The organism is Mesorhizobium sp. B2-3-4 (genome assembly GCF_006442315.1).
In the GTDB taxonomy this organism is placed as follows: Bacteria; Pseudomonadota; Alphaproteobacteria; order Rhizobiales; family Rhizobiaceae; genus Mesorhizobium.
This window is the reverse complement of the sequence record NZ_VFVY01000001.1, coordinates 40,965-65,773: the sequence shown is the minus strand read 5'-3', so window position 1 is coordinate 65,773 and position 24,809 is coordinate 40,965. Positions and strand designations below refer to the sequence as shown.

General features: G+C 58.7%; 35 protein-coding genes. 8 read left to right on the top strand and 27 right to left on the bottom strand.

Annotation, left to right across the window (positions count from 1 at the left end):
* Positions 1 to 77: 77 nt before the first annotated feature.
* Both FJ967_RS00395 and FJ967_RS00390 read left to right on the top strand, forming a co-directional pair.
* Positions 78 to 359, top strand: a complete 282-nt coding sequence (locus FJ967_RS00395) for a hypothetical protein (RefSeq protein ID WP_181175628.1) — start codon at positions 78 to 80, stop codon at positions 357 to 359.
* Between the two features lie 148 nt (positions 360 to 507).
* Entirely contained in the window at positions 508 to 1,416 is a 909-nt protein-coding gene (locus FJ967_RS00390; RefSeq protein ID WP_140729754.1) for a zincin-like metallopeptidase domain-containing protein, read from the top strand.
* A 39-nt stretch (positions 1,417 to 1,455) separates the two neighbouring features.
* Here the strand turns inward: FJ967_RS00390 and FJ967_RS00385 are convergent, their stop codons facing one another.
* The 26 genes from FJ967_RS00385 to FJ967_RS33260 all read right to left on the bottom strand — a co-directional run bounded on the left by FJ967_RS00385 (position 1,456) and on the right by FJ967_RS33260 (position 22,647).
* A complete protein-coding gene (locus tag FJ967_RS00385; RefSeq protein ID WP_140729753.1) occupies positions 1,456 to 1,752 on the bottom strand; it encodes a hypothetical protein in 297 nt (98 codons plus the stop codon).
* A gap of 116 nt (positions 1,753 to 1,868) precedes the next feature.
* Positions 1,869 to 2,279 (bottom strand): DUF982 domain-containing protein, encoded by a 411-nt coding sequence (locus tag FJ967_RS00380; RefSeq protein WP_181175627.1) that lies wholly within the window; start codon positions 2,277 to 2,279, stop codon positions 1,869 to 1,871.
* A 275-nt stretch (positions 2,280 to 2,554) separates the two neighbouring features.
* On the bottom strand, positions 2,555 to 2,779 hold the full coding sequence (locus tag FJ967_RS00375) for a hypothetical protein (RefSeq protein ID WP_140729751.1): 225 nt from the start codon (positions 2,777 to 2,779) through the stop codon (positions 2,555 to 2,557).
* Entirely contained in the window at positions 2,779 to 2,970 is a 192-nt protein-coding gene (locus FJ967_RS00370) for a hypothetical protein (protein WP_140729750.1), read from the bottom strand. Before FJ967_RS00370 ends, FJ967_RS00375 begins: the two co-directional genes overlap by 1 nt.
* Before the next feature lie 159 nt (positions 2,971 to 3,129).
* The gene (locus tag FJ967_RS00365) at positions 3,130 to 3,549 is read right to left on the bottom strand and encodes a DUF5675 family protein (RefSeq protein ID WP_140729749.1); all 420 of its coding nucleotides are present in this window, start codon (positions 3,547 to 3,549) and stop codon (positions 3,130 to 3,132) included.
* The gene (locus FJ967_RS00360; protein WP_140729748.1) at positions 3,549 to 3,821 is read right to left on the bottom strand and encodes a hypothetical protein; all 273 of its coding nucleotides are present in this window, start codon (positions 3,819 to 3,821) and stop codon (positions 3,549 to 3,551) included. Before FJ967_RS00360 ends, FJ967_RS00365 begins: the two co-directional genes overlap by 1 nt.
* Positions 3,818 to 5,317 carry a hypothetical protein gene (locus tag FJ967_RS00355; RefSeq protein WP_140729747.1) on the bottom strand — a complete coding sequence of 500 codons (1,500 nt, stop codon included), beginning with the start codon at positions 5,315 to 5,317 and terminating at the stop codon, positions 3,818 to 3,820. Before FJ967_RS00355 ends, FJ967_RS00360 begins: the two co-directional genes overlap by 4 nt.
* On the bottom strand, positions 5,318 to 6,706 hold the full coding sequence (locus FJ967_RS00350) for a hypothetical protein (protein ID WP_140729746.1): 1,389 nt from the start codon (positions 6,704 to 6,706) through the stop codon (positions 5,318 to 5,320). It lies immediately after the preceding gene.
* Positions 6,706 to 7,719, bottom strand: a complete 1,014-nt coding sequence (locus FJ967_RS00345; protein ID WP_181175626.1) for a tail fiber domain-containing protein — start codon at positions 7,717 to 7,719, stop codon at positions 6,706 to 6,708. The genes FJ967_RS00350 and FJ967_RS00345 overlap by 1 nt, the downstream gene beginning before the upstream one ends.
* A 1-nt stretch (position 7,720) precedes the next feature.
* Complete coding sequence (locus tag FJ967_RS00340; RefSeq protein WP_140729744.1) at positions 7,721 to 8,083, bottom strand: hypothetical protein; 363 nt, start codon at positions 8,081 to 8,083, stop codon at positions 7,721 to 7,723.
* Between the two features lie 65 nt (positions 8,084 to 8,148).
* Positions 8,149 to 9,219 carry a glycine-rich domain-containing protein gene (locus FJ967_RS00335; RefSeq protein ID WP_140729743.1) on the bottom strand — a complete coding sequence of 357 codons (1,071 nt, stop codon included), beginning with the start codon at positions 9,217 to 9,219 and terminating at the stop codon, positions 8,149 to 8,151.
* A 4-nt stretch (positions 9,220 to 9,223) separates the two neighbouring features.
* Positions 9,224 to 11,056, bottom strand: a complete 1,833-nt coding sequence (locus tag FJ967_RS00330; RefSeq protein ID WP_140729742.1) for a hypothetical protein — start codon at positions 11,054 to 11,056, stop codon at positions 9,224 to 9,226.
* Positions 11,053 to 11,697, bottom strand: a complete 645-nt coding sequence (locus FJ967_RS00325) for a hypothetical protein (protein ID WP_140729741.1) — start codon at positions 11,695 to 11,697, stop codon at positions 11,053 to 11,055. Before FJ967_RS00325 ends, FJ967_RS00330 begins: the two co-directional genes overlap by 4 nt.
* A gap of 45 nt (positions 11,698 to 11,742) precedes the next feature.
* The gene (locus FJ967_RS00320; protein WP_140729740.1) at positions 11,743 to 12,126 is read right to left on the bottom strand and encodes a hypothetical protein; all 384 of its coding nucleotides are present in this window, start codon (positions 12,124 to 12,126) and stop codon (positions 11,743 to 11,745) included.
* 8 nt (positions 12,127 to 12,134) lie between these two features.
* Complete coding sequence (locus FJ967_RS00315; protein WP_140729739.1) at positions 12,135 to 13,253, bottom strand: DUF4043 family protein; 1,119 nt, start codon at positions 13,251 to 13,253, stop codon at positions 12,135 to 12,137.
* Between the two features lie 24 nt (positions 13,254 to 13,277).
* A complete protein-coding gene (locus FJ967_RS00310) occupies positions 13,278 to 14,129 on the bottom strand; it encodes a hypothetical protein (protein WP_140729738.1) in 852 nt (283 codons plus the stop codon).
* Positions 14,126 to 16,006, bottom strand: coding sequence for a hypothetical protein (locus FJ967_RS00305; protein ID WP_140729737.1), 1,881 nt, complete (start codon positions 16,004 to 16,006; stop codon positions 14,126 to 14,128). Before FJ967_RS00305 ends, FJ967_RS00310 begins: the two co-directional genes overlap by 4 nt.
* A 7-nt stretch (positions 16,007 to 16,013) precedes the next feature.
* Positions 16,014 to 16,241, bottom strand: coding sequence for a hypothetical protein (locus tag FJ967_RS00300; RefSeq protein ID WP_140729736.1), 228 nt, complete (start codon positions 16,239 to 16,241; stop codon positions 16,014 to 16,016).
* An 83-nt stretch (positions 16,242 to 16,324) separates the two neighbouring features.
* Positions 16,325 to 17,599 carry a PBSX family phage terminase large subunit gene (locus tag FJ967_RS00295; RefSeq protein ID WP_140729735.1) on the bottom strand — a complete coding sequence of 425 codons (1,275 nt, stop codon included), beginning with the start codon at positions 17,597 to 17,599 and terminating at the stop codon, positions 16,325 to 16,327.
* Entirely contained in the window at positions 17,596 to 18,006 is a 411-nt protein-coding gene (locus tag FJ967_RS00290) for a DUF5681 domain-containing protein (protein WP_140729734.1), read from the bottom strand. Before FJ967_RS00290 ends, FJ967_RS00295 begins: the two co-directional genes overlap by 4 nt.
* Before the next feature lie 80 nt (positions 18,007 to 18,086).
* Positions 18,087 to 19,811 carry a retron Ec67 family RNA-directed DNA polymerase/endonuclease gene (locus tag FJ967_RS00285; protein WP_181175625.1) on the bottom strand — a complete coding sequence of 575 codons (1,725 nt, stop codon included), beginning with the start codon at positions 19,809 to 19,811 and terminating at the stop codon, positions 18,087 to 18,089.
* 221 nt (positions 19,812 to 20,032) lie between these two features.
* Positions 20,033 to 20,497 (bottom strand): hypothetical protein, encoded by a 465-nt coding sequence (locus tag FJ967_RS00280; RefSeq protein ID WP_140729732.1) that lies wholly within the window; start codon positions 20,495 to 20,497, stop codon positions 20,033 to 20,035.
* A 65-nt stretch (positions 20,498 to 20,562) separates the two neighbouring features.
* The gene (locus FJ967_RS00275; RefSeq protein ID WP_140729731.1) at positions 20,563 to 21,153 is read right to left on the bottom strand and encodes a hypothetical protein; all 591 of its coding nucleotides are present in this window, start codon (positions 21,151 to 21,153) and stop codon (positions 20,563 to 20,565) included.
* Between the two features lie 595 nt (positions 21,154 to 21,748).
* Positions 21,749 to 22,069 carry a hypothetical protein gene (locus FJ967_RS00270; RefSeq protein ID WP_140729730.1) on the bottom strand — a complete coding sequence of 107 codons (321 nt, stop codon included), beginning with the start codon at positions 22,067 to 22,069 and terminating at the stop codon, positions 21,749 to 21,751.
* A complete protein-coding gene (locus tag FJ967_RS00265) occupies positions 22,069 to 22,470 on the bottom strand; it encodes a hypothetical protein (RefSeq protein ID WP_140729729.1) in 402 nt (133 codons plus the stop codon). Before FJ967_RS00265 ends, FJ967_RS00270 begins: the two co-directional genes overlap by 1 nt.
* A 15-nt stretch (positions 22,471 to 22,485) precedes the next feature.
* Positions 22,486 to 22,647: a hypothetical protein gene (locus tag FJ967_RS33260; protein WP_181175624.1), complete on the bottom strand. Its 162-nt coding sequence runs from the start codon at positions 22,645 to 22,647 to the stop codon at positions 22,486 to 22,488.
* A gap of 131 nt (positions 22,648 to 22,778) precedes the next feature.
* On the opposite strand from FJ967_RS33260, the gene FJ967_RS00260 reads away from it, so the two are divergent.
* From FJ967_RS00260 to FJ967_RS00235, 6 genes are read left to right on the top strand one after another with little or no spacing between them, the layout of a single operon-like run.
* A complete protein-coding gene (locus FJ967_RS00260; protein WP_140729728.1) occupies positions 22,779 to 22,997 on the top strand; it encodes a hypothetical protein in 219 nt (72 codons plus the stop codon).
* Between the two features lie 24 nt (positions 22,998 to 23,021).
* The gene (locus tag FJ967_RS00255; RefSeq protein ID WP_140729727.1) at positions 23,022 to 23,375 is read left to right on the top strand and encodes a hypothetical protein; all 354 of its coding nucleotides are present in this window, start codon (positions 23,022 to 23,024) and stop codon (positions 23,373 to 23,375) included.
* Between the two features lie 14 nt (positions 23,376 to 23,389).
* Positions 23,390 to 23,680: a hypothetical protein gene (locus tag FJ967_RS00250; RefSeq protein WP_140729726.1), complete on the top strand. Its 291-nt coding sequence runs from the start codon at positions 23,390 to 23,392 to the stop codon at positions 23,678 to 23,680.
* Positions 23,677 to 24,003 (top strand): hypothetical protein, encoded by a 327-nt coding sequence (locus FJ967_RS00245; protein ID WP_140729725.1) that lies wholly within the window; start codon positions 23,677 to 23,679, stop codon positions 24,001 to 24,003. The genes FJ967_RS00250 and FJ967_RS00245 overlap by 4 nt, the downstream gene beginning before the upstream one ends.
* Positions 24,000 to 24,206 (top strand): hypothetical protein, encoded by a 207-nt coding sequence (locus FJ967_RS00240; protein ID WP_140729724.1) that lies wholly within the window; start codon positions 24,000 to 24,002, stop codon positions 24,204 to 24,206. The genes FJ967_RS00245 and FJ967_RS00240 overlap by 4 nt, the downstream gene beginning before the upstream one ends.
* Entirely contained in the window at positions 24,184 to 24,417 is a 234-nt protein-coding gene (locus tag FJ967_RS00235) for a hypothetical protein (RefSeq protein ID WP_140729723.1), read from the top strand. Before FJ967_RS00240 ends, FJ967_RS00235 begins: the two co-directional genes overlap by 23 nt.
* On the opposite strand, the gene FJ967_RS00230 is transcribed toward FJ967_RS00235, so the two are convergent.
* Entirely contained in the window at positions 24,414 to 24,791 is a 378-nt protein-coding gene (locus FJ967_RS00230; protein WP_181175623.1) for a RusA family crossover junction endodeoxyribonuclease, read from the bottom strand. The two genes, FJ967_RS00235 and FJ967_RS00230, sit on opposite strands and share 4 nt — an antisense overlap.
* Positions 24,792 to 24,809: the final 18 nt, after the last annotated feature.

Below are 24,809 nucleotides of genomic sequence, written 5' to 3'. Positions count from 1 at the left end.
AGCTACATCTAAACTGTTTTTGCAACCGGGCGCAAACCCGGCTGGACACTCTTTTGCGCCCATTTTCGGAGAGCAAAATGCAACCCGCGAAGAAAATGCCTACGCATGACATCCTGGTCGCCACACCGCTGACCGAGGAAGAGAAAGCCCGGGGCGTGAAGCCGTTCTGGACCAAGATCGGAGCGGCCTGGTCGCTGCCCGATGGGAGTGGCTACAGCCTCGTTCTGCAGGCCCTTCCCCTCGATGGCCGCATGGTCATGAAGGTCCCGCAGTCGAAGGACGACGAGCAGAAGGACGACCCGCGCGACGACAGTCGTTTCGGTCGTTCGGACTACCAGACCCGAAGCAACGGCCGATAAACCACGCCTACGCCGGGTAAAGCCCAGCCTTCGGCTCCTGTCGGCTGCGGGGCGTTGACCCGGACTACGGCGCGGTTTCAGGCGCTGGGAACACCAAGCCCACACTGTGGGCTTGGCAGCCCCCTCACCCAAACATCGCGAGCAACCCATGCACACCACCGATCTGCATTCGGCGGTCACGGACCGCATTGTCTCAGAAATCGAAAAGGGAGGACTCCTGCCATGGCAGAAACCATGGGCCGTCACTCGGTCAAACGGCATCGGCATCATGCCAACCAATGCCGCGACCGGGCGGCCCTATTCGGGCATCAACATCGCCTTGCTGTGGTTTGCGGCGGGCGATCATGGCTACCCCAGCCATGGCTGGATGGGCTTCAAGCAGGCGCACGACCTGGGCGCCCGGGTAAGGGCTGGCGAGAAGTCCACAAGCATCGTCTACGCGACGGTACTTGAGAAGGAGAACGAGGAGACGGAGGAAACGATCCTCCAGCCTATCATCCGCGTTCACCGGGTCTTCAACCTGGCCCAAATCGACAACCTTCCGCCACACCTGTGCGAACCACCGGCGGAAGTGCCGGCGGAACTCACCTATCAAGATGCGCTCCGGACCTTGGACGGTAGCGGGATTAAGGTGGAATATCGGGGCGACAGGGCTTGTTACATCCCGTCGGTGGACATCATCCGGATGCCGCAGGCCAAGGCCTTCCAGACCGAGGAGGCGTTCTTCCAGACCGCCTTCCACGAGCTGACCCATGCCACCGGCCACAAAAGCCGGTTGGACCGTGAGTTCGGCAAGCGGTTCGGCGACGAGCGTTATGCGTTCGAGGAGCTTGTGGCGGAACTGGGCAGCGCCTTCCTTTGCGCCCACCACGACATCCAGCCCGGCAACTCCAGCGATGCCTCTTACATCGCCGGGTGGCTGAAGGTGCTGAAGCAGGACAAGCGCGCCATCTTCACCGCAGCCAGTCATGCATCAAAGGCGGCGGACTGGGTCAGAGAGCAGGCGGCCAAGGTTGTGGACTGCCCGGCCGCCCGCGAGATCCAGGCATCCCTCTAGCGATAGACCCCGGCGCGAAGCCGGGGTCTTTCTTTATGCCTAGAGATTGACCGAGCCAGGCAGGTCTGCGGCGTCGGCGCCGCGGTGGTTGAGGAAAGCCGGCCGGTCTGCCGCCATCGCCATCAGGACATAGGCTGCCCGCAGGTTTGGCAGCCGGGTTTGTCCGCGAAGGACTTTGAGATTGCCGTTTGCCTCCCGCCAACAGAACCGGAAGCCGTCCTCGGTGGTGCCATCCGGATGATGGTAACGAGCTGCCTGCAGACAAAGGCGCCCACCGTGTTTGTATTGCATGCTGACTTCGTCAATGATCTCGACGTTGGTCTGACCTGATGCCATTTACCGTATCTCCAAAGCGGCACCGCCGGGTGGCGGTTTTCATTTGCCATGGAAGATACCTTTTCAGGCGTCAATTCAGACTTCTGGATCGAAAAAAATTTGCAGGCAGATGACGGTCAGGCGAAGTCCCGGCCCTCTCTGACGAACACATCCGCTTCCTTGGCGGCGGCGGTGAAGGCTTTGCGACCGACACTAACCGTTTTGCGTTGCTCCAGAACGTCTCGCATGGCCTTGAGCGCCGCGCGGTATTTCGGCCCGCGGGTAGTCGGCCATTTCTCCAGCAACAACGAGGCAGCCTGGGCTGTCCTGGTCACGGTCAGATATCGGCCTGTCTGGCTGGTCTCGATTGTTACGGGAATGTCGAAATTCTCGTCACGCATACGCCCCACTCCACAACTCTGGCGAGTCGAACTACCCACCGCCTGATTCGTTCCGGCGAGCGAACCTACCCATTCCCAATCGACGTGCAGCCGATCGACCGCACAGCATGGCGCCAGAAGCGTTTTCAGGGGTGCGAGTGCTGCCATGCCTTGAACCCCACCCAGATCAATCCAGCGAGCCCGGCGATGGCCACTAGCCATGCACTGAGCCATGCCAGATACAAAATCAGCCAGGCGAATGCCGAAACTGCCGCCAGGGTGAACGCAATGCCCAGGACCAACGCCACCCAAATCATCGGCACGCGGCCTCCCACCGCTCATTCAGCCGGATCATCTGCTTTTGGGTGTTGCTTCCGCGCTGCACCCCGTCAGCGAAAAACTGCTTGCTGTGGAATGGCAGGTCGGCGCCGACCCGGGCGCAATCAACTCCACTTGTCGAGAAGGTGCTGCATGCCGTCATCGTCGGTAGCATCAACAGCGCGGGCAGCATCGTCAGCTTTGCCCACGCGATCGAGCGCCCTTCTGGCGTCGGCGCCCTCATTCAGCGCCGCTCCGGCTGACACCAGCCCGATCTTTTCGAGATACGGGAGAATTGCCGCGACGAGGGTGGCGATGGCAGCAAGCGCCTTGTCCAGCCATGCGGACATTACTGGACGGTTTGGCTTACCGCAGACGGATCGACCAGCTTGGCTTTGACGCCGTCAAGGCTGGTTTCCACCGGCGCCTTGATGCTCTCCAGGCCGGGCACCACGCCAAGGACGGTTACAGTGCCACCGAGGCCGAAAATGACCAAGAGAAGCTTCCAGTTCTTGGCTATGAATTCAACAATTGCACCCATGTTTTTATGCTTTCCTTATACAGGAATCAGACCACGAGCGAGCTTGGCTGTAAATAAAAATGGAGGCCGAAGCCCCCACCTTGTGTTGCACAAAAGGAAATTTGAACAACTGCGTTATACCGGAAAGTATCCCGCGTCGAGAATCTGACACGGCCATACTCACGCAGCAACTGAAATATCGTCCAGCGAGCGAATAGTCAGGGTGAATGGATTTGCCCCGATTATTGCGCGCAGTACCCCCAAAGCGTCGGCGCTGCTGGTGAGGGCGCCCGAAAAGACGCCCAGCCCGACCAGGATGCAGCCTTCGGTGTCGGCGGGGCGGTTGCCGGCGTGTATCAGGACCGCAGAGCGGCCGGGAACACCGGTAATCTCCCAAGTCCGCTTCCTTTTGACCGGGCTATTCGGTTCCCAGCCGTGGGGTACGCAGTGATATGTGCCGGCCGGGATACAGCTCACTTTGGGTTGGTTGTCCCGCCAACTATCCTCCAGCGTGTAAACCACCCGTTTGCCAGCCCGAAACACGCCGAGCGTAGCGTCCCCGGTGTCGGCATAACGAAGAAGGGTTATTTCCGGCGTCATCAGCGGAACGCCTTTTGGCGGATTTCCTGCAGAAGCTGGGTCTGGTTCGCCTGGTTGGCTTCGATCCGGGCAAGCCGCTCAATCTGGGAGACTGACGAGGCGTCGGCACGGTCCTGCCGGGTCTCCAAACGCGCGATTGCGGTGTCCTGCTGATCGTTGACGTTCTGCACCTTTGCAGCCCACCACACGCCCCCGGCGATATTCATGGCCGTGCTGAGGATGAGGCCAAGGGTAATCCGCAGGTCGAGGTGCCAATCGTGTTTGGGTTTCATCGGCCAAACCCGTCCAAACCGAGATTATTGGGTGTCACATCGATGTGCCGCGGTGTGATTTTGCTACCGGTCGCAAGTGCGTGAAGTGCGGATTCGATATTTCCTCGCGCCATTTTCTGGCCGACGTAGCGAGCAGCGGTGGCAGCAGCGACCGATCCGCCCCCGGTGCTGACCCCATGAGTGGAAGAGAGCGCCAGGTTAATGACAGGTCCAAGCCAGCTGTTCTGGGGATTGGCCAGATCCACCCCGCCTTTGCCGATCAGATTAAGCACCTGTTCGCCCTTCGAGGGATATGCAATCGCCTTCAGGACCGCCTTCTGATCGTCGGTAAACCCGCGCAATCTTTTCTCATTGCCGGGACGGAACCATCCCTTGAGATCAGTACGAACCTTGTTGATGTCGCCCCCAGCGGCCTCGACCACCTTTCGCACGTCGTCAAACCGCTTAAACTGGCTGTATTGACCGAGGTAATTGTAGAGCGTGTCCACATTGTCGGCCGAACCAGTCGCGATGTCTTCCGGCTTGAGACCAGTGACAAAATCATCGAACCTGCCGAGGAGCTGAGTGGCTTTCGCTGCATCCGGCGTCGCACCGGGGGTTTTGAGACCCTTTGAGATTGTTTGGCCGATGAGCTGGCGAAACTCATGAATCTCCCCTAGCGAAACCGGCCGGCCTTTCATGGCCTCCAGATCTTTCATGAGCCCCATGGTACCGCCGTAGAGGTTGTCGGCTGTCTGGCGCTTGCTCAATTCGGCGAAATTCATGTCGCCCAGAATACCGTCAATGCCCTTGGTGGATGCAGTGGGCGCCACAACCGTGCCGTTCTTGTCGGCCGCTTGAAGCGTGGCATTGGCATTGGCAGCCAAATCATCACCGACTGCCCGCCATTCGTCGGCTGTTTTGGCCCCGAAGCCCTTCGCGATCTTGCCATAGCCAGCCGCGATGATTTTCGGCGCTGCTGCAACGGTCTTAACCGCGCCTTCGATGGCCGGAACCGCCACGGCACCCGTCACGGCCCCGATCCCCGCATCTTCCGCGCGGGTCTTAAGGTCGCCGGGCGTGTCGCTGGCGCGGGTGGCGCCTTCCAACCCACCAGCAACCGCGCCAAGGCCCGCACGGCCCGCCATGGTGGCGGCTCCGCCGGGAATGAGAAGGAACGGCGCCACATCACCCGCGAACGAGGCAATGTTGCCTGTGGTGCCCATGCCGGAAACGTCGCGATCGATGTTCTTTTTGACCTGTGCTGCGGCTTCGCTGGTCTTTTTCGCCCCGACGAGGTCCGCACCGGTTTGAATGACGCCAACACCCCGCTTGAGGAGCCCGCCGCCAAAACCTGCCAAGGCGTGACCGGCCACGTCACCAGCCTTTTGGAGTAAGCCTTCATCTGGTGCCGAAGGCTGGCCCTTCAGGGCGAGCAACCCGTCGGTCGAGACCTTCGACAGGTCGCCGGATTTCAGCGCCAGGAGGTCTTCGGTGCTGACTTGCGACAAATCCATCTACTTCAGCACCCCACGGCGGCGAAGTTCGGCATCAATTGAGTCAGGGGCCAGCAGAAGCTGGCTTTGCGGGGTGGTTGGCGTGCTGTCAGAGGTGTTGCCTGCCGCTGGTGGCGGGTTGAGCGTGGCCTCCCTGCCGGACGCATGCAGGAAGTCTTTGAAATACTGATCAGGCGCAGCAAGCTTGAATTCTGCCGATGCCGGTGTGTCCATAATTCCAGCAAGATATGCGTCGGCGGTCCGCTGGACCTCGCTTTCTGGCACGGCTGCTCCGCTTTCCAGGCGCAGTTTGGCATTGGCCATATTGTAAAACGCTGTCCGAAGCTCACGGGCCTTTTCGGAGAAAGCAGGCGTCTTACCGACAAACGGTACGTTGACGCCCGATGCTTCGACCAAGGTCGATTTGTTCAACGAGCCGTCCGCGTTGAACATAATCTTGCGGATGTCGCCGACCGCTTTCTGGCCTTGTGTTACGATTGCCAATTGTCCGGCTTCCGTACCGCTCGGTTTAGTGGCGGGACCACCCGGAATGGTTTCAAGCGTTTGACCGTCGGCGGCCCAGCGATAACCTGCGGGCGCTTTACCCTGCCCAGGATGGGACGACGACACGTCCGATGCAGCGCTTTTTGCCTCCGCCGCGTACTTGCCAGCCTGGGCGTGCTCGGTGGCTATCTCAGCCTGCTTTTTCTGGATTTCCAGACCCTGTTTCAGGGCCTCTCCCCTGGCAGCGGCACGGGCCGCCAGCACGTCGGGGGCGAACGTAGACAGAATGCTGTCGATATTCATGGGCTTGGAGCCGCTGACCGCCGTGCCGTCCGGCAGCTGGCCCACCGGCACCAGCGATTTCACTCCGTCCGGGCCGGTCTGCAGGTTAACGCCAGTGTAGGTGGCGCCGTCAGGCAGTTGAGACGCAATCACCTTCTGCATGACGGGGTTGGCACGGATGAAGCGATCCACTTCCGAGGTATCCCCGAACTGGTCGGCAATCTGCAGCCCGTTCACCAGGTGGTCCTGATTGGCCTTGGCATACTCGCCGGCCTGCAGGATCTGCTGCATTTCCTGCTGGTGCTGGGTCAGGTCAATCTGGTGCTGGTTGAGCTGCTGAAGGTACCGGTTGGCCGCATCGCGCTTTTGTTGAGCCTGCTGCTTCTTGGTCAGGCCAACGCCCTGCACAACACCTTTGAGAATGGCCGATATATTCCCGCCCGGCGTGATCTGCGAAGCAATGCCGGCAAGGCTCTGCGCCGTTTGATCGTCCGCAGTCGGCTGGTTGGCCAGATCGCTCGCCTGGGAAAGCGGCAACGACGTGGGGCTACCCGACAGTTTCATCAGGTTGGCAAGGGTATCGCTATCCATGGACCCGGTTGCGATGTCCGCGAGATTGGCCATTAATTGAGCTTTCCGTAATCGACCATCTTGAAGCCTCGCGGGCCGACCATCACGGCATCGGGATTCACGTCTTCAACTTCATCGGCCATCACCCCGAGCATGACGGGACCGCCAGCCTTGTAGCGATAACGATAGACGTTCAGGCCGCTGTCGAGCTTCCCGACGAGCTGGATGTCGGTTTTCAGCCGGCGATCTGATGAGAGGTAGCCATTGATGGCAGCATTGGACACGGCAGAGGTACCAGCCTTCGACGCCAAGCCGTAGAGGCCGAACCCGGCCGGGCCGGCCGCCAGTGTCGCCAAGCCTGCAAGCGCGGCGATATTACCGAGACCGGCCTGACTGGCTTGCTGCTGCAATTGTTGTTGCTGGAGGGCGCCGCTGTAAATCGCGTTGTTGCGCGATGTCTGGAGGCCAGCATCGTTCAGTTGGAATTGCTGCTGCTGGCCAAGCGAGCTTTCGAGATTGGACAAGTTGGTCTGGATGCCGCCCGTGGCGAGCTGGTACAGGTTGGTGGCGTTGCCGATTGCCTGCTGGCGGCCCTGCTGTTCGATTTGGGCCGCGTTCTGATCAATCGTCTGACGACCTTGCTGGTAATTATAGCCGCGAGCAGCGCGGTCTTTGATGGCCGCCGTACTATCGGCTTGACCAAACCTTGCCAGCGCTGTTTCCGACTGGTTTGTCTGGTCCGAAGTGGCCTGATCCAGCCCCTGGATTTGCTGGGCTTTATAGCTGTTGACGTAATCAGCGAGACCCGGCACCTGTGAAATATCGTAATTGTTGGTCAGGGTATCGATGTAGTCGAGGTTCTGCTTGGCGATCGAATCGAGCTTGTCCTTGACGGCCTGCTGCTCCTCCGTCAGGGGCAGCTGGCTGGTAACAAGGGTCTTGGTGCCGTCCGGATTCGTGACGTAGTTGCTTTGCGTCCCGGCGACTTCATCCCGACTGTTGATGTAATCGACCGGCGGGGGCGGCGGCGGGGCAGCAGGCGTCTTTGGGCTTAAAATGCTTCCCACGTCATGCAAGCCTCCCGTTGAAGTAATTGTCCTTGGAGAGGATGTAGACGCCGCAGTTCATGGCACCATCGTAATACGGCTTGGCGCCCATGCGCAAAGCCAGTTTAACGGCACCAGCCCTCTTCGCGTGCAGGACGAGAAATTGTCTGTCGGGGGTAAACAAAAATGTCGCAATCTGCATTAAAAGATCTCGGGTGGCCCATTTCCCCTGCCACTCCGGACGGATTGCCATATCGAGGGTCCACAGGCCGTCTAGGCACTTCACCAGACCGAGCCAGCCAACCGTTTCGCCGTCCTTGACCAGGATGTAGTTTTCCGCCTGCTCCAGCACTCCCGCAAGCGCGCCGTCATCTGGAATATCCATGACGTGCGATAGCCAGGAGGCAACTGCCTCGCCAGCTTCGGTTGACGGAGCGGGTTGGCAAGTCATCATGGGTAGTAAACAAACACTCTGCCGTTGGCACCTGCACCACCGGTCGTATTGCTTGCGCCTGACCCACCACCGCCAGGCACGGCGCCGTTGAAGAAGCTGTTTTGAATCGTTATTGGTCCACCCGTGCCGCCGCGGGGTGAATCTCCACCCTGCCCTCCAACACCGTATGCGGTCGTGGAGGCATGAGCAGAATCCTCACCTCGCCCGCCATTGATGAGGATTGTTCCGGACCCACCAGTACCACTGGCGCCGCCCGTATACCCCACGTTGGCCGACGTGGCGAACGCACCTCCTCCCCCGCCGTTTGCTATGACATACGACCCAAAGCTGGTGTTGCCGCCGACTCCTCCATTGGTGCTGCTCGTACCGTTAGCCCCGCCAACGCCTATGGTGACGGTGACACTTACCCCGGGTGTCACGTTTACAAATCCCGCTGCGTATTGACCCGCGCCACCGCCAGCGCCGCCGTAGTTAACCGAGTTGGAGCCACCACCCCCGCCGCCAGCGCCCCACGCCTCCACGTAGGCGGCTGAAGCTGTCGGCACAAAAGTTGAGGTGGAAGTAAAAACCTGCAGATGCCCGAACGGGATGAAGGGGATGTCCGCATTGGTCAGAGCCCGGAAAGTCGGAGTTGCACTGACAGATGAGGCTGGCCCCGCGAAAACGGTGTTGCTGGGCTGTATAGAGAGCGTGAGGCTGATGGCGCCGCTTGGCGCCACGGCAGATTCCGAAACCGCGAAAATGTCCGGAACGAGGAAATCCGCCGGCGGAACCGCGCCCCAACTTCCCTTCGAACCATCGTTGGTAAGAAACAGCCCAGTCTTCCCCAGGGCAGATGGCGGGGTCCGTGCCTCGATGTCGTTAAGTCCCTGGAAGGCCTTGTTGAGGTCGCCGTCCACCTTCGCCGAGGAGATGGCCACGTGGTTGGCGCTATCGGTCTGGTATTTGGTGGTATTGACGGAGTGGTTGGTAGGCGTATAGGCGCCGGTCGGACGCTCCCAGACTGCGGCATGGGCCGAATTCGCAAGAAATACGAGCGCCATAAGCAAAGAGTTTAAATATTTCACATGTTTATCTTCCTATTGGTCTTACACCGAGTACGTTTAGCGGCCCGGTCGTTGTTTCATGCCTCAGCATAAATGAAAAACTGTCGGCAAGGAACTTGTCTAAGGCAACTGGATTGACCGGAACACCATCCCAGAGATTTACATCCCACATCCCTTCGTCCCACCGGGCGCCATCACTGGTGACGTTAAAGGACAACGTCACCACGTCGCGCGGGTTAAAATTGATGAACCGGTCGATGTAAAAGAGCGACGTTTCCACGTCCTCCATGATCACCTCCCAGGCCTGGTTGCTCCAGCGCCCGCCTACCTGTATCCACGGCGACCACCATTTGCAGAGAATGGCGGTACCGGCATCGCTGTATTCCACCCCCACCACTGAATCCGAGCCGTTGGCATAGGCATAGAGTTGCGAGCCGCGACCGATCATCAACCTGCCGTCCGACGTGCCCAGAAACGCGCGCGCGTCGGCAAAGAATCCGGTGAACGTCACCCAACCCTTGCTCTCTTCGCTAAGGACGTAGATCAGGGTGCCGGTGTCATCGAGCTTGAACCCGTACAGGCCGTCGCGGGCATAGAAGAAGCTGCGCGCTTTCTTGTAAGCAGTATCGTCCGCCATCAGTGCAACCAGCCGGGCTTGTATGGTCGGGTCGATATCGCTGCCCAGATCACCCTGAACGTCGAGCTGCTCGGTCTGGAATACACGGGTGAGGGATCGCGCGCCGTAGGGCGTCATGAACAGCGTATCGCCGGGGAATCGCTGTACCAGTTTCTGGTGAACGGTGCCGACCGGGATTGTCTTCGAATAGATGAAGCCGCCAACCGTGTTCGGATCGCTGCCGGTGTAGATGTAAAGCTGGTTACGGCCATGAAACACCGCTGCGCCGTCAATGCTGGACATCGCCACCAACTCGTCTGACACGATCGCCTTGTTGGTGAGGTTTATGTAGGGCACATCCTGTGTCGGGGTGGTTCCCGCGTAGTCATACCAGGAGTTTTCGTTGTTCAGGGCCGCCTGGTAATAGGCTTTCATCCCGTCGAACCCACGCCAGACCTTTGAGCGCAGTTCTCCCGGCGACAAGCCCCAAAGCATGTCGAGGTGAACGAACATGAACGAGAAGGCGGGGGGCGAGGCTTGATATTCAACCTTCGTAATCGTCTGGGTCGGATTGGGCAGAGGCGTGCCGGTCACGCTGATGGTAAGGACGTTGTTGCCTGAATTGTACGATGTGCCGGCAACGGTGGCGCTGACGGTCCCGGCGCCCCCCGAGAATGTAACCCTGATTGCCCGGCCGACGGGGTAATCGGAAGCCCCACGGTCAACACCGGGCTTGATCGTGAATGAACTGGCATCTACCTGCGTTTCGGCGGTGCAAAGCACGTCCTCGACGTATTCGGCCAGATTCACACAGTTCGATCCGTTCCAGCTGAAACACGGGTCGATCCCGTTCCAGAAGACCAGCTTGTTGTTGAACGGAATGGCGCCTACCGTGCCGAGGGTGCTTAGGCCGGATCTGATGTTGGTATAGACGTTGCTGCCCTCATCGAGCGTCCACAGCGTACCATCAGAGCAGTATACGACGATTTGCAGCGTGCCGTCGCTTTTGCGGTACTCCCAGGCGTCCGTAACCGTCAGCCCGGTGAGTTCAGCACCGCGGGCACCCATCCCATACCGCTTGGCGCCGCTGCCCGCCTTGTTCGTGTTGGGGAGGATGTTTTCGAGCAGCCTGGCGTACCGGTCTTTCACAAGCAGGGTCGGGCTGACGGCGGTGTTCTGGAGCTGGCGCGGAAAGAGCGTCAGCAGACGCCCATCGAACAAGCCGAGCCGGGTAGCGCTCAATTCAGATAGCTTTGCACCTGTTTCTTCTGCTTGGGCGCATGGGATTCGAAATACCTCCACATGCGATCCAGAACTTCGTCATGGGCATCCTTGTTGTAGGCAAGCTCGGCGCCAATGACCTTGTCGCGCTCGTCATACGCCATCAGTTTCAGCGTGCCCCACAGCAGTGCATCATGATGCACCGGCTGCAATGCGATGTCCGATTCCTCGCTGGTTTCGCTAAGGGCGTTTGCCTGCGGTGTGAACCGTACCCGTAGCGTGGTCGAGCTTCGGGGATGGCTGTTCAGCCCGGTAAAGCCGTCAACCCAATACCGCGACGGGTTGCCGGTGTCGTCCAGTCCCGGATATTCGCTTTCCACCGTAAGCACATCGGTGGGCGTCAACGCCGCGAGGTTATTGCCTGTGTCCCGCACGCTCAGAATGTGGAGCGGTTGCGGGTCCATCGTCCCCTCCCCGGCGGCCATAAGGACAGGCTGTGTAGTCTGGACAAACCAGGGGTAGCGCTCCGCCACCATCTCGTAGAGCTGTCGGTAGGCGGTGTTGAGGTAAGTGTACACCTTGACGTTGACTGTGGCGTCTCCGGTGGCCCCAACCAGGGCCAGGCTCTTGATGGCTTCGACCAGTTCGGCGGGCGTCGGCACGGGCGTGACTTTCAATTACATGGGGCGTTGAGGCCGCCCCGAGCCTTAGGGTTGATAGACGACGATGCCGCGCAGGACATCGCCGGACGCGATCGTGCCGGAGGTGGCGTTGCTACCGGTGACGGTAACCGTCGCACCAACACGGACGATATTCGGGGACTTCAACGAGCCGCTTACGGTGGTCATCTGGCCCACGAAGCCAACGATATCGGATGATTTCTTGCCCTTGGGGACAGGAAGATCAAACGTGAAGCCGTTGGCGGTCGAGTTCGAGTTTGCCGTGATGTGCACGTAGCCGACCGTCGGGGTTGCCCCCACCGGCTTGGCGGTTGTCCGCAACGTCACCGTGGCGCTGGTGTCGGCCGCTTGGGCGGGAATGACCCCGCCCAGCATTGCCGCCACGAGCAAGCTTTTGATGAGCTTGTTCATGTCGCCTCCTACTCTACCGCTGCCGTGTAGTGGTGGATGGTACCGTAGGCCTGGCTGGTGCCCGAGGTGTCCTCGCACAGCTGCTTGGCACCGGTGACCATGGAGAAGCCGATCTCGAGCTTCTGGCCGTGGTCTTTTTCCATCATCGTCATGACGCCGCGGTATTCGGGGCCGGCTACCTTCTTGATGCCGGTACCGTTCGACAGCTCGACCTTCCCGAACCCAACACCGACCGCGTTCTGGCCGAGCAGGAAGTTGTGGGCGATCTGAATCCCGCCCGCACCTGCCGTCGCTTCCAGCATCGTGTCGTTGTTGAACTCGTAGATCATCACGCCTTCGTATTGGCCGATATAGTCGGCACCGGCGATCAGGTCGTACTCGGGACGATCCTTGTAGATGATCTGGTTGAGGAAGTTGGCGCTCCGCTTCAAGTCGCGGATCGCCAGCGGGTGCGCAAGGTAGATGTATCTGCGCTCCATGTTGCCGTTCGGACCCTTGACCATGTACGGGGTCATCTTCAACCCACCGGAGACCGTCTTCCGTTTCGCCATCAGCGCCAGGTCGGCGATGTTATCGAGGGTCAGCTTATCGTCAGTAGCATCGACGTTGCCCTTGGCGGTGGCTTCCGTGGCGTTGTAGTTCGAGTCATCAGCGCCGTAACGGTAGCGTTGCTGTACCCGGCCGGCCGAGGTGTCCAGGAGAGACGCCATGATGACATCTTCCATCTTCTCACCCACCGAGCGCTTCAACTCTACCGTATCGCTATCGATCAGGTCGAAGGTGGTGCGCTGCTGGCTCATGGTCACGCCGTTCACGAGGATCGGAACGCGCTTGAGGCCGATGGTCAGGCTGTCAGTGGTTTTCGCCAGCGCGGTACCGGTATCTTCCATGACGGTCGTGCCGGACAGCCACGAGGAAAGCGCGACCCCTGCGGTAAACGGGAACTTGAAGGTATCGCCGTCGCCCTTTTCGAACATTTTGACGTTGATGACGCCACTTTCACCGCCGACAGAACCCATGAGGTGCTTGAAGCGGTTATCTTCTTTGTAACCCCGGAACACCTTGTCCGCCACGTTGACGGGTTTAAGGGATGAGCCGGTGGCTACGTTTTCGGTAAACGTTGTCACGTTTAGAGACTTTCATTGGTTGGCTTAAAGCCCCTCGTAGAAACCCCCAGTCCGCGCGGCCGGAGCCGCGGGCGTTGAGCCGCTTCCACTAAGAGGCACCCTTTGCGGTTGACCGGTTTTGGGCTTGTCAGAAGGATTGCCAGCCTTGAGGGCTGCGTTTTCAGCTTCGAGTTCAGCGATGCGTTGCTGCGATTCAGACAGGGCGCCAAACACGTCCCCGTTGGCTTTCACCAGCGGTGCAATGCGACCTTCGGCTTCCGCCGTGCGCGCAATGATGTGTTCGACCGTCTTGTCTTCCGGCAGCTCCATAAACCGGGCGCGCTCTTCTGCGTCGAAACGCAGGAGATGGCCGTAGGTCTTGGTGATGGCGTCGGCGTCCTTGCCCGCGCTTTTCAGCACGGAAGACACCGCCATGATCTGCTGCTCCGCCTGATTGCAACGGCGCATGAATGCATCGTTATCATCGGCGGTTTTCGCATCGAGGATTCCGTCGAGACGACGCCGGTCCAGGCCAACGGCCTGGGCGATTTCGTCGCGATCGACAACTCCTGCCTCTTCGAGGCTTTTTACGACTTTCTGCAGGATATTGCGGGTTCCGCGCTCGGTCCCAACCCGGCCGTTGGTCTCATCAAGCTGCTTTTTCAGCTTGGCAAGCTCATCGTCCCTGGGATCCTGCTTGGTTTCCACGGCGGCGGGGTCGCCCTCGCCTTCCTGCTTGTCGTTTCCTTCTACTTGTACTGTCTCGGTTTGCTCGGGGTCGGCACCCGCTTCGCCTTCTGCGGTCGCATCATCCAGTTCCTCTTCGGTATTGGCTTGTGCGTCGGCAGCGGCGGCATCGGCCGTCGCTTGTGCATTGAGATTTTCTTGTTCGGTCATCCTACTTGTCCCGTTGTCGGTTGAAGAGTGGGTTGGCCCCCACCTGGCGTTACAGGCGGCGGCGGGACTTGCCCGCCACGGTCAGTAATTCCTTGTCCGGCAGCGTCGGCGGCGGCATTTCTGGCGGCCATCTGCTGCGGTAAACCCTGTGAAACTTCTTCCATGATCTTCGCCGACTGCGGCACTCCCAGCAGTTCCAGCAAGCCGGGGGTAAGGCCTTGCATGCCGCCAACACTGGGGAGTGCCTGCACGACCAGGTCGCGGGCGTATTCCTGCTGTGTGGCAACGTCCGGGACTTCCTCGACGTACACGTCGTACACGCCGGTCTTGATGTCGTACTTAATGATCGGCTTGCCGTGCTCGTCCTTGATCGGCTTGCCCTGCGCATCCAGCAGGGGCTCGTTCAGCACCAGGCTTTTCACCTCGTTCTGGTCGTCGGTGACCCAGAGTGCGGTTTGTTCAGTGAACACCGACTGGATGAGGTAAAGGAGCTTTTCCGCCCACCCGCGCTTCATCGCCAAGGCGTTGTCGATGACCATCGCCATGTTGCGGCTGCTGCCGGTCTGGCGCTTCTGGATTGCGACACCGGAGTTGGCGTTGGTTTCGATGCCAAGGCTTTCGTCATAGATGCCGAGCGCGTCCTGAATGTCCTTATCGTCGCCGACCAGGATTTGCTGGTGCTGGGCGATGGCTTGCTCATGGCGGTTGAGAGTCAGTTCCTTGCCGGCCTTTTTTAGAAGTACGCCGTCCGGCCGCGCCGCTTCCTGTCGGGCGTTTTCCTGATCGACCGCATCGCCTTCCATGATGACCTGAGTGGCTGCCTGCAACCAGCCGAGGCGGGTTTTGGTCTTGTTGTACCGGCGCTGGGCGTCACGAGCGGCACGGATGAGCCCATAGGGCTGCCCGCTGCTGTTCTCGCGGTAGCAGATGGTTGGCGTCAGCATGAACAGGCCCTTGGCCGGGTTCAGCTGGTAGAAATCGTCAATATGCTTGATGAGCTGGTCGCCGGTGAAATAGGCGATGTTAACCTTGAAGCCGTTGCGCTCGGCGATGTCCTTCGGCGACCGGGCCAGCTTGTCCGCTTCGGCCTTGTCAAAGGTGTTGACGAGCTGGTTGGCCTTGGTGGTGACCTCGTAGTATTTGGCAGGCTCCCGATAGAAGTGCTCGATGATCAGCACCTCGTTGGCCTGCTTGTCCCAGTAGCTACCACATGAGCCGAGCCGGAACCCGTCGCAGAACGCGCCACCGACGCCAAAGGCCCAGGCCGCTGTTGGCGTCAGGATTTCATCGATGTTGGGAACGTCCGCGAACTTGGCCTTGGCAACGTCGAGCGGCATCCAGTTGAGGCTGGACAGGAAGCCCTGATTGGTCATGCCGGGCGTGCGGTCGCGCGGGTCGAACACCTGATCCATCGGGCTGCGGCGCGCTTCGACAATCACGCCGTCCTGCACGTCGAACTCATGCCAGCCGATCCCGCAGATGCGGGAGTCATGACCGACCTCGGAGAGGATGTGGGTGCTGTTGTTCTTGTCCTGGACGAACATGGCGAGATCGGACAAAGCCTCTGCCGTCGCCTTCTCGTTCTTGTCGTAGGACCGTGCCCGGAATGTCACTTTGGTGCGGGTCTGCACCTCCATACCGGTGACGTTGTTCAGCCGTGGTGCGATCTTGTTGATGGTGACGGCGCTGACGCCCATCTCCGCGAGTTTTTCCAGCTCCTCAGCTGACCAATGGCCGGTGCTTTCGTAGAAGCCGTAGGCCTCAGTCGCTTCCCGCAGCCAGTTTTGGTAGACCGGCGAGGACGCGGCGGCCTCAAACTGCCCCTTCACCTTATCGAGGATGGCCTTGTCGGAATCGGGCGCCTTATCGTCCGGCACGCATGGGTTATTTCGCTACCCGAACGACGGCATGCTTGATGCTGTTCAGCAGGCCAATGACAGGCTTGCCGTCCACTTTCACGGCCTCGACAGTGTGGTTGCCTTCCAGTTTATGGGCTGGGATGACGGTCAGGCCGCCTTCGCCAGCAACGGCCTTGGCGAACAGGTCATCGCCCTTGGTTGACTTGTCGGCCTGCTGAAAAGCAGCCAGTTTCTCCGCAGGCGTTGCCGCCACGGGTTTAGTTTTCGCAGCCACGATCCGAGCTTTCTGTTGGTTTGACAGATTCTAAAGCTGAATTAGCGAGCTAGGCAAATACTTTAACATGGCACCGCAGCCCGTCGATGGGGACGCGGATTGTCGTTGGCAGGCTGCATGGTGTTGTCGTTCTGGTATACGGCAAAGCCACGGAAGGCGTCGGTGCCATGGCTCTCCCAACCGTGTTTAAAGCGCCACAGTCCTGTCTTCGGATCGCGTTCCTGTCGGTAGTTCCGGAGGGCGGCGAGACCCGGCTTGCAGTGCTCGGCATCGAACCGGCAGCGGGGGAGGACCAGGCGGACGTTCTGCACATCGCCATTCTTGTCCCGAGTGCGCTCCTGGACAATTACCGGCCTCACGCCGGCAGACTCCAGTATCTCGGCGTCGGTCTTGCCAGTCTGGCGGTTGCCGTTGCCGCCGTCGTGCGGGATGACGTGCTTGGCGTAGGAGTATTTCAGGTCGTTGGCGCGGGCGATAACAACTTCTCTAGCGATGGTCGGAAGGTCGGTGTTCGCCCCTTCCCAATAGTCGATGACATTAAACACGCCGGTATCGGTCGGCTGGATGAACCAGATGGCGGTGCTGTCGTCCCAGCCCAGATCCCAGAAGGTCCAGACCTGTCTGGCGGGGTCATGCGGCACCAGGCCGATGCGCCCAAACTTGGCAGCGTCCTGCATCTGCTGGGAGAAGTAGGCACCTTCGGCGAAGGTCCGACAGTTGCCCTCCCAGACGTTGTCGTAGGCGACAGGGTCAGTTTGCCGGAGGTGGCGTCGCTCTTCGTCCAGCACCGCTGGAAACCAAGGATTGTCCGAATAATTGACCTTGATGATGTAAGAGTTGGGAGGCGGATTGATAACGAGACGCTGGTGTGTGGGGGCGTCTTCAACGGTCGGGTTCCAGGAAGCCCATATCTCCGAGTTCTCAGCCCGGATGGTGGGTATCACATTCTCCCAGCTGCCATGAGAGATGTTCTGCGCCTCTTCAAGCCACAGCTTGGTGGCGCCTTCGAGGGACTTCAGGGATGCGGCATCGAGCTTGGACAGGCCCTTGAAAATGAACTCGCTGCCGGTGGTTGTGCATTCGATGCTGGTCTTGAAGAACCGATAGGGGAGATTGTAGCGCTCGATTGATTTCTGCAGCAGACGATAAACGCTGTCGTCGATGCTGTTCTGAAACTCGCGACCGCAGACGATTAATTCCTGCTGGCGAGCCGCCAGGTTGACCAGGATATTGGAGATCGTCCAGCTCTTTGCCGAACCGCGTCCGCCATATGCGCCCTTGTAGCGATACGGCTTGAGGAATCCCTCAAATTTCTCCGGTATCTCCAGGCGGCTCAATCATTGGAGCTTCCCTTGGGCCGGACAAGGATCACTTCCATCCTGGTGTCAGTCCGGATCGGCTCACCTTCAACACCGGAGTGCCATAGAGGGGTGACGGCCTTGCCGTAGCCCTGTTCCAAGAGCAGCTTCGCCCATTCCTTCTCGCCCTGAAGGCCTTGCAACAGGCCGACGATAATCAGGGCATCCAGCGCGCTCCGGTCCTCACCCACCGCGTTGACAATCGTTTCCTTGATCGCGGCCGGAAGCGGCGTCACGCCTTCAAGGATGTTGCGAATGCGGACAGAGAGGTTGGGAATGCCGGGCGGACGGCCAGCCGGGTTGCCGGACTGACCCGGCTTGAACTGATGCTCAACAGGGGGCCTCTTTGCCCTGCTCGTCCCTGATGACACCCTGTTACTGCTCATTACAGGGGAGCATGAGTCAGCAACCATTAGCTGGCAAGAGAAATTGATTAGGGCGGCGGTCCATACCAACCGCCACGCAGCTATGGTATCGCAACAACAGCGGGCTTTGCGGCTTTCAATGCTGCCGCCTTAGCCGCTGCGGCAGCCTTCACTCCCTCGTAGTGCTGGATCGCATCCACCACGGCATTCAGCAGGGGTTCAAACCCGTCGAATTTGATGGTGCCTCGCTCAGGCGCCACGATCTTGGTCGCAAACTCGTTTTTCCCGTACCATTTGCTGCCATCCTTTTCCTTCCCTGTTCGGTCGAAGTCCTTTCCGTCGATCTTGCGGGCCAGCAGAGCCGGGTCAAAAAGGTCCTCGATCGCGACCGGCGTCGCCACCTTCGGAATCGGAACGACATAGAGGTTTTCGATGACGTGGTAGAAGGGGTCCAGTCCTCCAATCGGTTTCCCGAGCAATTTGGTGAGCATCTGGAAAATGCCCACGGAGCCCGCATCGTTATCGACAATCACCAGGACGGGGTGAGGCGCGCCATGCTTGAATCGCGCTGTCCTGGTCGCATAATTGTTGATGAGCTTCTTCAGCTCATCACTACCACCGGAGAGGTCCTGAAAGGTGGCCGCTCTCTTGGTGTAATTGAAAAGATCCACCTTCAGGGGAGGCTTTTTGCCCGGATCAATAAGGCTGGGATACTTGACCGCCAGAGCCTTCAAGGCCGAGCGGATATAGACGTTATCCGTCTTGCCCTCGCAGATGATACGCGGCTGCGCGAGGCCATAGAATGACCGGTAGTCAAGAAATCGTCCGTACAGCTTCGAAAACCCGGCTTGGTCGGCTTTGAAATTCTCAATCTTGATCTTTCGGATTTGATAGATGAAAGCCAGCATGCCTTCGAGCTTGGCATCGGGGACGTACGCGCGGTCTGGCCCGACGTAGCAATATCCATCGGTAAACAGCTGGTGGCACATAGAACGAGCCAGCTTGTAATACTCATTTGGCACATTGAGCTTTTGATTGACGATAAGGCCGGTTGCGTCTTGTCGCGAGTCACGGTGCTGCATTCTGGTCTTGGCTTCGTTCAAGCTGAATCCAGAGCGGTAAACCCGCTCAAGCAGCAGGTCGCCGGCCACCCATTTGTCATGGCTGCCACGTACCAGGCGGGCGATCGAGGCCGGAAACTCTCTCTCGTTCGTGGAAAACGTTAGGTCATCTGCATATCGGGTGTAGCTACAACGTCCGGCACTCGCGATCTTGTTCAGCTTGATATCGAGCACGTGTGCGATGAGGTTTGAGATCACGGGAGAGCACGGGCTGCCTTGAGGCAGCTGATTATCGTGGCAAGCGATCTGGGCAATGATGGTTGCGATCTTTGGCGACAGATGGAAATTACGGTCCTTTTGGAAAAACCCGTACACCCTGCCAAAGTTGATCGAGGGGAAGAAATCGCGCAGATCAGCGTTGAAAACGTGGCGCCTGTTCCTGTGAACATCCGCATTGGTGACGATTGAAAAGCCCTTTTTGAATCCGTGGGACAGCACGCAGTATTTCGTTGTCCGCCGCCCCTCCAGTTCGGCTTCAATCTTGCTCAGCAACTCAGCCAACTGGCCTTGGACGTATTTGAGGCGGTCGGTCGGAGCGGCGATAAGGCGTCTTGTTCCGTTTTTCTTCGGAACGGTGAAGTGGACGTACTTCTGGCTGGGCTTGAGCCAGTACAGAACGGAGGAGAGGGTTTCGCCCTTGATCCCGAGCAGATGTGCGAGCTGCGGGAGTGTCGAACAACTCTTGAGCTTCTCCAGTTCAGACATGGACAAGGGCTTGCGGATACTCGTACGCCATACGATCGGGTCGCATGAAGCAATCCGGAAGGAGTGCCCAGGCATTGCCTGGTGCAATAATATCAACTGTCACGATACATAACAGCAAAATCTATCCGCAAGCCGTTGTCCAAACAGCACAAGACGGCGGCGGTCGCAAGGTTTACACGAGGCTGTCCACAGCCGTTCGTGCGGCAAAGTCCTGATCAGGCCTAATGGAGCAACTTCCACAACAAATCGGTCAGGTCGCCCTCGACTTGCCCGTTCCGGTAAACGTCATTCCCGGCGATGCGCCTGTTCGGCAGATCCACGATCAGATGCACCCCGAGCCGGTAACCGTAGTGGTATCTGGGATCGGCGCTTTCTTTCCGCGTCAGCAGGGTCAGCTTCCTGATGTCGCCGGCATGATCCTTGTTTCCTATCCGTTTTGCCTCGACCACCAGGATGTTGTGCTCGTCGGTGTGCGGGATGTGAACGATGATGTCGGGACGGATAGGCATGCTTTGCAGCTTGCCATCGTCGTCCCGCCAGCTGATCTTCTTCAGCATATCTTCCCGGCTGGTCCATTCGGCCGAGACTCGCCAGTAGCGGAAGAGCGGAATCATCTTCATCGCCAAGTCAGGCGTTATCGAAAACTCCTGCGGCGCGGCTCTTATCAGGTCATCGTCAGCCAGCATGTCCCGCACAGCACGAGCAAACTGCCCAAGGATAGCTCTGTCAGGTATTTCTACCATCTGACCGATCACTTTCGCTGGTCGAGGGGTATATTCTTTTCTGAAAAGAGTTGGTCGGCTGACGCATCGGCGAAGATTGTCACAACGCCATGGCAGCGCACCAGCTGATCGAATGTAATCGCCATATCCGCAAACTTCTGACCGCTCTTCTTTTCTGGATACCGGAAACGATCGCCGTTGGGATCATGGTCGTGGATGTGCTGCAGGATGTCGTTCGTTCGCCAGGTCCACTCATGCTCGATCGGGATGCCGATGGCCTCCACCTGTTTGCACAGATTGTTGAATAGGCTCAGCAAGCGGTGGCCATCCAGAGGCGCAGGAATACCTGTGTAGGCCGGAAACTCGACCAACGCGGCCTTCAACGAGAGTTCCATGGAGTGCCGGGCCAGCATGTACAACGGTAGGAGGTAAAACTCCTTCTCGGCCACCTTGTCAGCTACGCCATCAACCAGCGCTACAACGCCATGGCTATACGCATAGTTGTAGTGGTTCCAAGTCTCATTGTCCGCGTCGGGCTTATGGCGCTTCGTTAGGAACTGCTGCGCCGAGTTGGGCAGCATGTCCACTTGCGCGTCAACGATATCGTAATAGGCACCCATAACGGCTTGCTACCATGGAGCCGGGCACCCGATAAACGGCTTTTGAAAGAATCTGCTGTTGGGAGGTTTTTCGCACTTGATGGTCGGCAGAGGTGGCACTATTTTTCATGTGGGATATGGCCAATGCTACAAACTGCGGACCGCCGCAGTGCCATCCTTTTGATGTTGATGTTATGTTGATGGATCTTGCTCTGTTATTTGACCTGAAGCTGTCCCGACCCTGAAGCTGTTATGTTTCTGAAGCTGTTTTGGCTCTGTATCTGATCTGAACAATCCCCAGTGATGAACTAACCGGACGCGGATGGTGTGCGCACGCCACGTGGCCGGAACTAATCCACCAATTCCCATCAACATATGGGTTTTGTCGGTACCTTCAGGACCCGGCAAGGAGGCCATCGTGCTTTCATTCCGGTTTACGATCGAGTTCCACCTTTCGGAACGCACCATCCAGACGTTCCTTTACGTCGCGGTGCTTCTGATCCGGTGGTATTTCGGTCACTAAATCGTCGCGAGACGGATGGAGCAGGATGCCGCATTGGCATCCTGTTTCCATGTTCGGTCTAGCGCATCGGCAGCCAGACTATTTTTATATCCATCACCGCCCTCCCCGAACACGAGCGCGGCGCTCTAGTTGCGGCGGTCGCTTACCGGTCCAGTAGTGATGGCGATGGGTTCCATGGCCGGAGCGGTTGCGTTGCTCGAAATGGCCGCGCGGGTTATCGGCGGCGAACAGGTAACCCTTGCGGCGCAGGCGGGTGAGCAGTTTGTGGGCGTCGGTTGTGCCCATCTGCACGATAGTCCATGCATCGATGACGCCGTGCCTGACGAGGTGGTCAATGACACGGGCCTGAATACCGGCTTGGCTGGGTGTTTCAGCCGGCGGCGCCGGTTTGCGGAAGATGTCGAAGAGGCGCATCAGCATTCCTCCCCGCTCAGGCCGTGCCCCTCTTCAACGTCGATTTCAATGCAGGCGACACGGCGGCCAGTCTCAAACAGGTCGGCAAGCTTCTTCGAAGGATGAATGACGTTATTGGCTATAATACCCATGCCCGTTTCGGACGGGTAGAGATTCACGAATCCCCTTATCCGCTTAGGCTCTTTCCATTCGGCCACAAGATCGGATTCGGTGTCTTGGTACTTGTGATAGTGCCCGGAAGCAAACCATTCAGTGGATTCCTCGTCGCCTTCGACCCAGCCAATGGCTCTGCGTGACTCTGCTGTTGAATCGAAAGGCGATATCCCCGCCACATATGCCTTCTTGCCATTGCGGGTTTTGTAGAATTTCCCGGCCTCGACACTGGAGTTGTTCGGTCTCACATTCCTCGCTTTCTCTTAGATTACGCTCACGCCTATCGCGGCGATGACCGCACCAGCCACAAACAGCACGCCCGCCAGCGCCAGCGCGCCGCGATTGCTCCAGTACCAGTCCGCCAGCAGGTCGGCCGCAGTGGGCTTGAGCGCCAGCGGATCATCCATAGTAAAATACGTATTCATTGTTGTTTCTCCTTTTGTTTATCCAACGGTCTCACAATACTTTATAGGTGTAAATACATTTACGCGCATTATTTTATATTGACTATTTATGCCCATGTAGTAATATTATTACACAACAAAAGGAGATAGACATGCAAAACAACTATGGCTGCGTGGCCGTGGTGGGACCGGCTGCGCAATTGCCGGGCCACCAGTACCAGACGGGCGAGCGCATCAAGGCGCTGGTCCGCGAGATTGACGAGTTGAGCCGCATCATGACGCCGTGGGGCTTCAAGAATGCCATCCGCCAGCTCGGATACGATGTTGACGCCTGCCCGGACACTTTGCGCCGGCGCGGCGTGGACGCCTAAGACAAACCAACGAAACGTACTGACATGAACCTAAACGATGCATTCCCGTCGAACTACCTGAAATCCGACGACCTGAAAGGCCGCGAGGTCAAAGTGACCATCGCCAACTACAAAATGGAAAAGCTGGGGGACGAGACCAAGCTGGTCCTGTTCTTCGAGGGCAAGGACAAAGGCATGGTCTGCAACAAGACCAACGCCAATCGCATCGCCCACTTCTATGGCCAGAACCTTGATGGCTGGAAGGGCAAAGAAATCCTTCTCGGCACCGAGCTGGTGGACTTTCAGGGCAAGACCACCGAGGCCCTGCGGGTCAAGGGTGGGTCTAAGCCGTCATCCGACGATGGCGCGCCCTTCGATGACTCGGAAATACCCTTCTAGGGGGGGGGCGTTTCATGAAGAAGAACCTGAACGTTAAACCGGGACGGGCGCTCTATAAGCCCGTCCGGTTCGAGAACGGCGATGGCAAGCAGCTCACGGTATGTGAGATATGTGCCGGTTCCGGCATCCGTGCCAGCGCCGAGAAAACTACAACCAACACCGCAGGGCGCGACAAGAAGGAAGCTAAGGAGATTTCCGGCAACCTCATCCGGATGTTCCGCAAGAACGGCTGGGGCGTGCGAGCCTATCAATGCGACCGATGCAAGGGCGCAGGCACGCACATGGTCGAGGAGGCTAAGCAATGAACCTCACCGACATCAAGGAGAACATTACCGCACAGGTTGACAGCTTGAAGGACGAACTCAAAGGCCGCCTAGAGAACATCCGGGATGCCGTCGCCGAAATCGAGGACGAGATAGACGACTTCAATACGGAGGGAATGGATAGTGATCGCCTTTGCGCGGTCGTAGACGTTCGTGGCCGCATCTACCTTGACGGCGTTCATGTCGGATACGTCAAAAAAGGCCTGCCAGCCCTAGAGATGGGTCAGATATGCGACCACTTGGGCTGTATCGCTCCCGCCCTCCAGGACGAATTTATTGCGTTTCCGGAGCCCGAGCAGGAGTGACCGAATTCGACACCCTCAAAGCCGAATGGATCGCCGCGGAACAGGCTGTGCTTGATGCCTACACCGCGGCGAAGGCTTTGTGGAAACGGGTCAAGACCCTCCGGCGCAAGGCCAAGAAGGCGCGTGAGCGGTTCAGAGCCGCCTGGTACGCCGATATGAAAACCAACGAAAGAACGAACAATGAAGAAACACACCAAGGGTAAGCTGGCGGTTCCGAAGCTGCTGCAAATCAAGATGGTTGCCCACCCGGATATCGCCGCCAACATGGAGATCATCGCTACGGCGCTTGGGCTGACATCCTCCACCGAAGTGATCAAAGTCGCCTTGCACCACATGGTTCAGAGGGAAATGCAACGCGAGGCGGCAGGAAAGACTTCCAGTTTGTCCAGCCAGATGATCGCCGGCCGAAACTAAGCCGGTTCGACGCGCACCCGCGTCATATCCCCTTCCCCGTATCTCTTCTCTGCGACAATCCTGACAACCTGGCTGTCGTCCAGCCACACCCCGGCGCCTGTCATGGCATCCAGTACGGCCTTGCCGAGGTTGTCGATATCGCCACGCGGCCACCCGCTTTGCATACGGGCCTGCCGTCGCTTTTTGCTATCGCTTTTGGGCGGTGCCTCGACATACTCGATGAAAACGCTCACACGGCCAGCATATTGCGTCGTGACGAGCTTCCGGATGTCGGCTTCGGCCTGTTTCTTCCAGATGGTGTAAGGCTTCGGATAGAAGGTGCCCCATCGCGTAACCCTTGGCCTTGGGCATGGCGGTGTCTTGTAGGGCAGCACGAATTCCAGCCCTCAGAT

Coding starts and splice junctions, on each gene's coding strand:
- FJ967_RS00395 (WP_181175628.1), top strand. CDS start 78: ATGCAACCCGCGAAGAAAATGCCTACGCATGACATCCTGGTCGCCACA.
- FJ967_RS00390 (WP_140729754.1), top strand. CDS start 508: ATGCACACCACCGATCTGCATTCGGCGGTCACGGACCGCATTGTCTCA.
- FJ967_RS00385 (WP_140729753.1), bottom strand. CDS start 1,752: ATGGCATCAGGTCAGACCAACGTCGAGATCATTGACGAAGTCAGCATG.
- FJ967_RS00380 (WP_181175627.1), bottom strand. CDS start 2,279: ATGGCAGCACTCGCACCCCTGAAAACGCTTCTGGCGCCATGCTGTGCG.
- FJ967_RS00375 (WP_140729751.1), bottom strand. CDS start 2,779: ATGTCCGCATGGCTGGACAAGGCGCTTGCTGCCATCGCCACCCTCGTC.
- FJ967_RS00370 (WP_140729750.1), bottom strand. CDS start 2,970: ATGGGTGCAATTGTTGAATTCATAGCCAAGAACTGGAAGCTTCTCTTG.
- FJ967_RS00365 (WP_140729749.1), bottom strand. CDS start 3,549: ATGACGCCGGAAATAACCCTTCTTCGTTATGCCGACACCGGGGACGCT.
- FJ967_RS00360 (WP_140729748.1), bottom strand. CDS start 3,821: ATGAAACCCAAACACGATTGGCACCTCGACCTGCGGATTACCCTTGGC.
- FJ967_RS00355 (WP_140729747.1), bottom strand. CDS start 5,317: ATGGATTTGTCGCAAGTCAGCACCGAAGACCTCCTGGCGCTGAAATCC.
- FJ967_RS00350 (WP_140729746.1), bottom strand. CDS start 6,706: ATGGCCAATCTCGCGGACATCGCAACCGGGTCCATGGATAGCGATACC.
- FJ967_RS00340 (WP_140729744.1), bottom strand. CDS start 8,083: ATGGATATTCCAGATGACGGCGCGCTTGCGGGAGTGCTGGAGCAGGCG.
- FJ967_RS00320 (WP_140729740.1), bottom strand. CDS start 12,126: ATGAACAAGCTCATCAAAAGCTTGCTCGTGGCGGCAATGCTGGGCGGG.
- FJ967_RS00310 (WP_140729738.1), bottom strand. CDS start 14,129: ATGACCGAACAAGAAAATCTCAATGCACAAGCGACGGCCGATGCCGCC.
- FJ967_RS00290 (WP_140729734.1), bottom strand. CDS start 18,006: ATGAGCAGTAACAGGGTGTCATCAGGGACGAGCAGGGCAAAGAGGCCC.
- FJ967_RS00285 (WP_181175625.1), bottom strand. CDS start 19,811: ATGTCTGAACTGGAGAAGCTCAAGAGTTGTTCGACACTCCCGCAGCTC.
- FJ967_RS00280 (WP_140729732.1), bottom strand. CDS start 20,497: ATGCTGGCTGACGATGACCTGATAAGAGCCGCGCCGCAGGAGTTTTCG.
- FJ967_RS00275 (WP_140729731.1), bottom strand. CDS start 21,153: ATGGGTGCCTATTACGATATCGTTGACGCGCAAGTGGACATGCTGCCC.
- FJ967_RS00270 (WP_140729730.1), bottom strand. CDS start 22,069: ATGCGCCTCTTCGACATCTTCCGCAAACCGGCGCCGCCGGCTGAAACA.
- FJ967_RS33260 (WP_181175624.1), bottom strand. CDS start 22,647: ATGAATACGTATTTTACTATGGATGATCCGCTGGCGCTCAAGCCCACT.
- FJ967_RS00260 (WP_140729728.1), top strand. CDS start 22,779: ATGCAAAACAACTATGGCTGCGTGGCCGTGGTGGGACCGGCTGCGCAA.
- FJ967_RS00255 (WP_140729727.1), top strand. CDS start 23,022: ATGAACCTAAACGATGCATTCCCGTCGAACTACCTGAAATCCGACGAC.
- FJ967_RS00250 (WP_140729726.1), top strand. CDS start 23,390: ATGAAGAAGAACCTGAACGTTAAACCGGGACGGGCGCTCTATAAGCCC.
- FJ967_RS00245 (WP_140729725.1), top strand. CDS start 23,677: ATGAACCTCACCGACATCAAGGAGAACATTACCGCACAGGTTGACAGC.
- FJ967_RS00235 (WP_140729723.1), top strand. CDS start 24,184: ATGAAGAAACACACCAAGGGTAAGCTGGCGGTTCCGAAGCTGCTGCAA.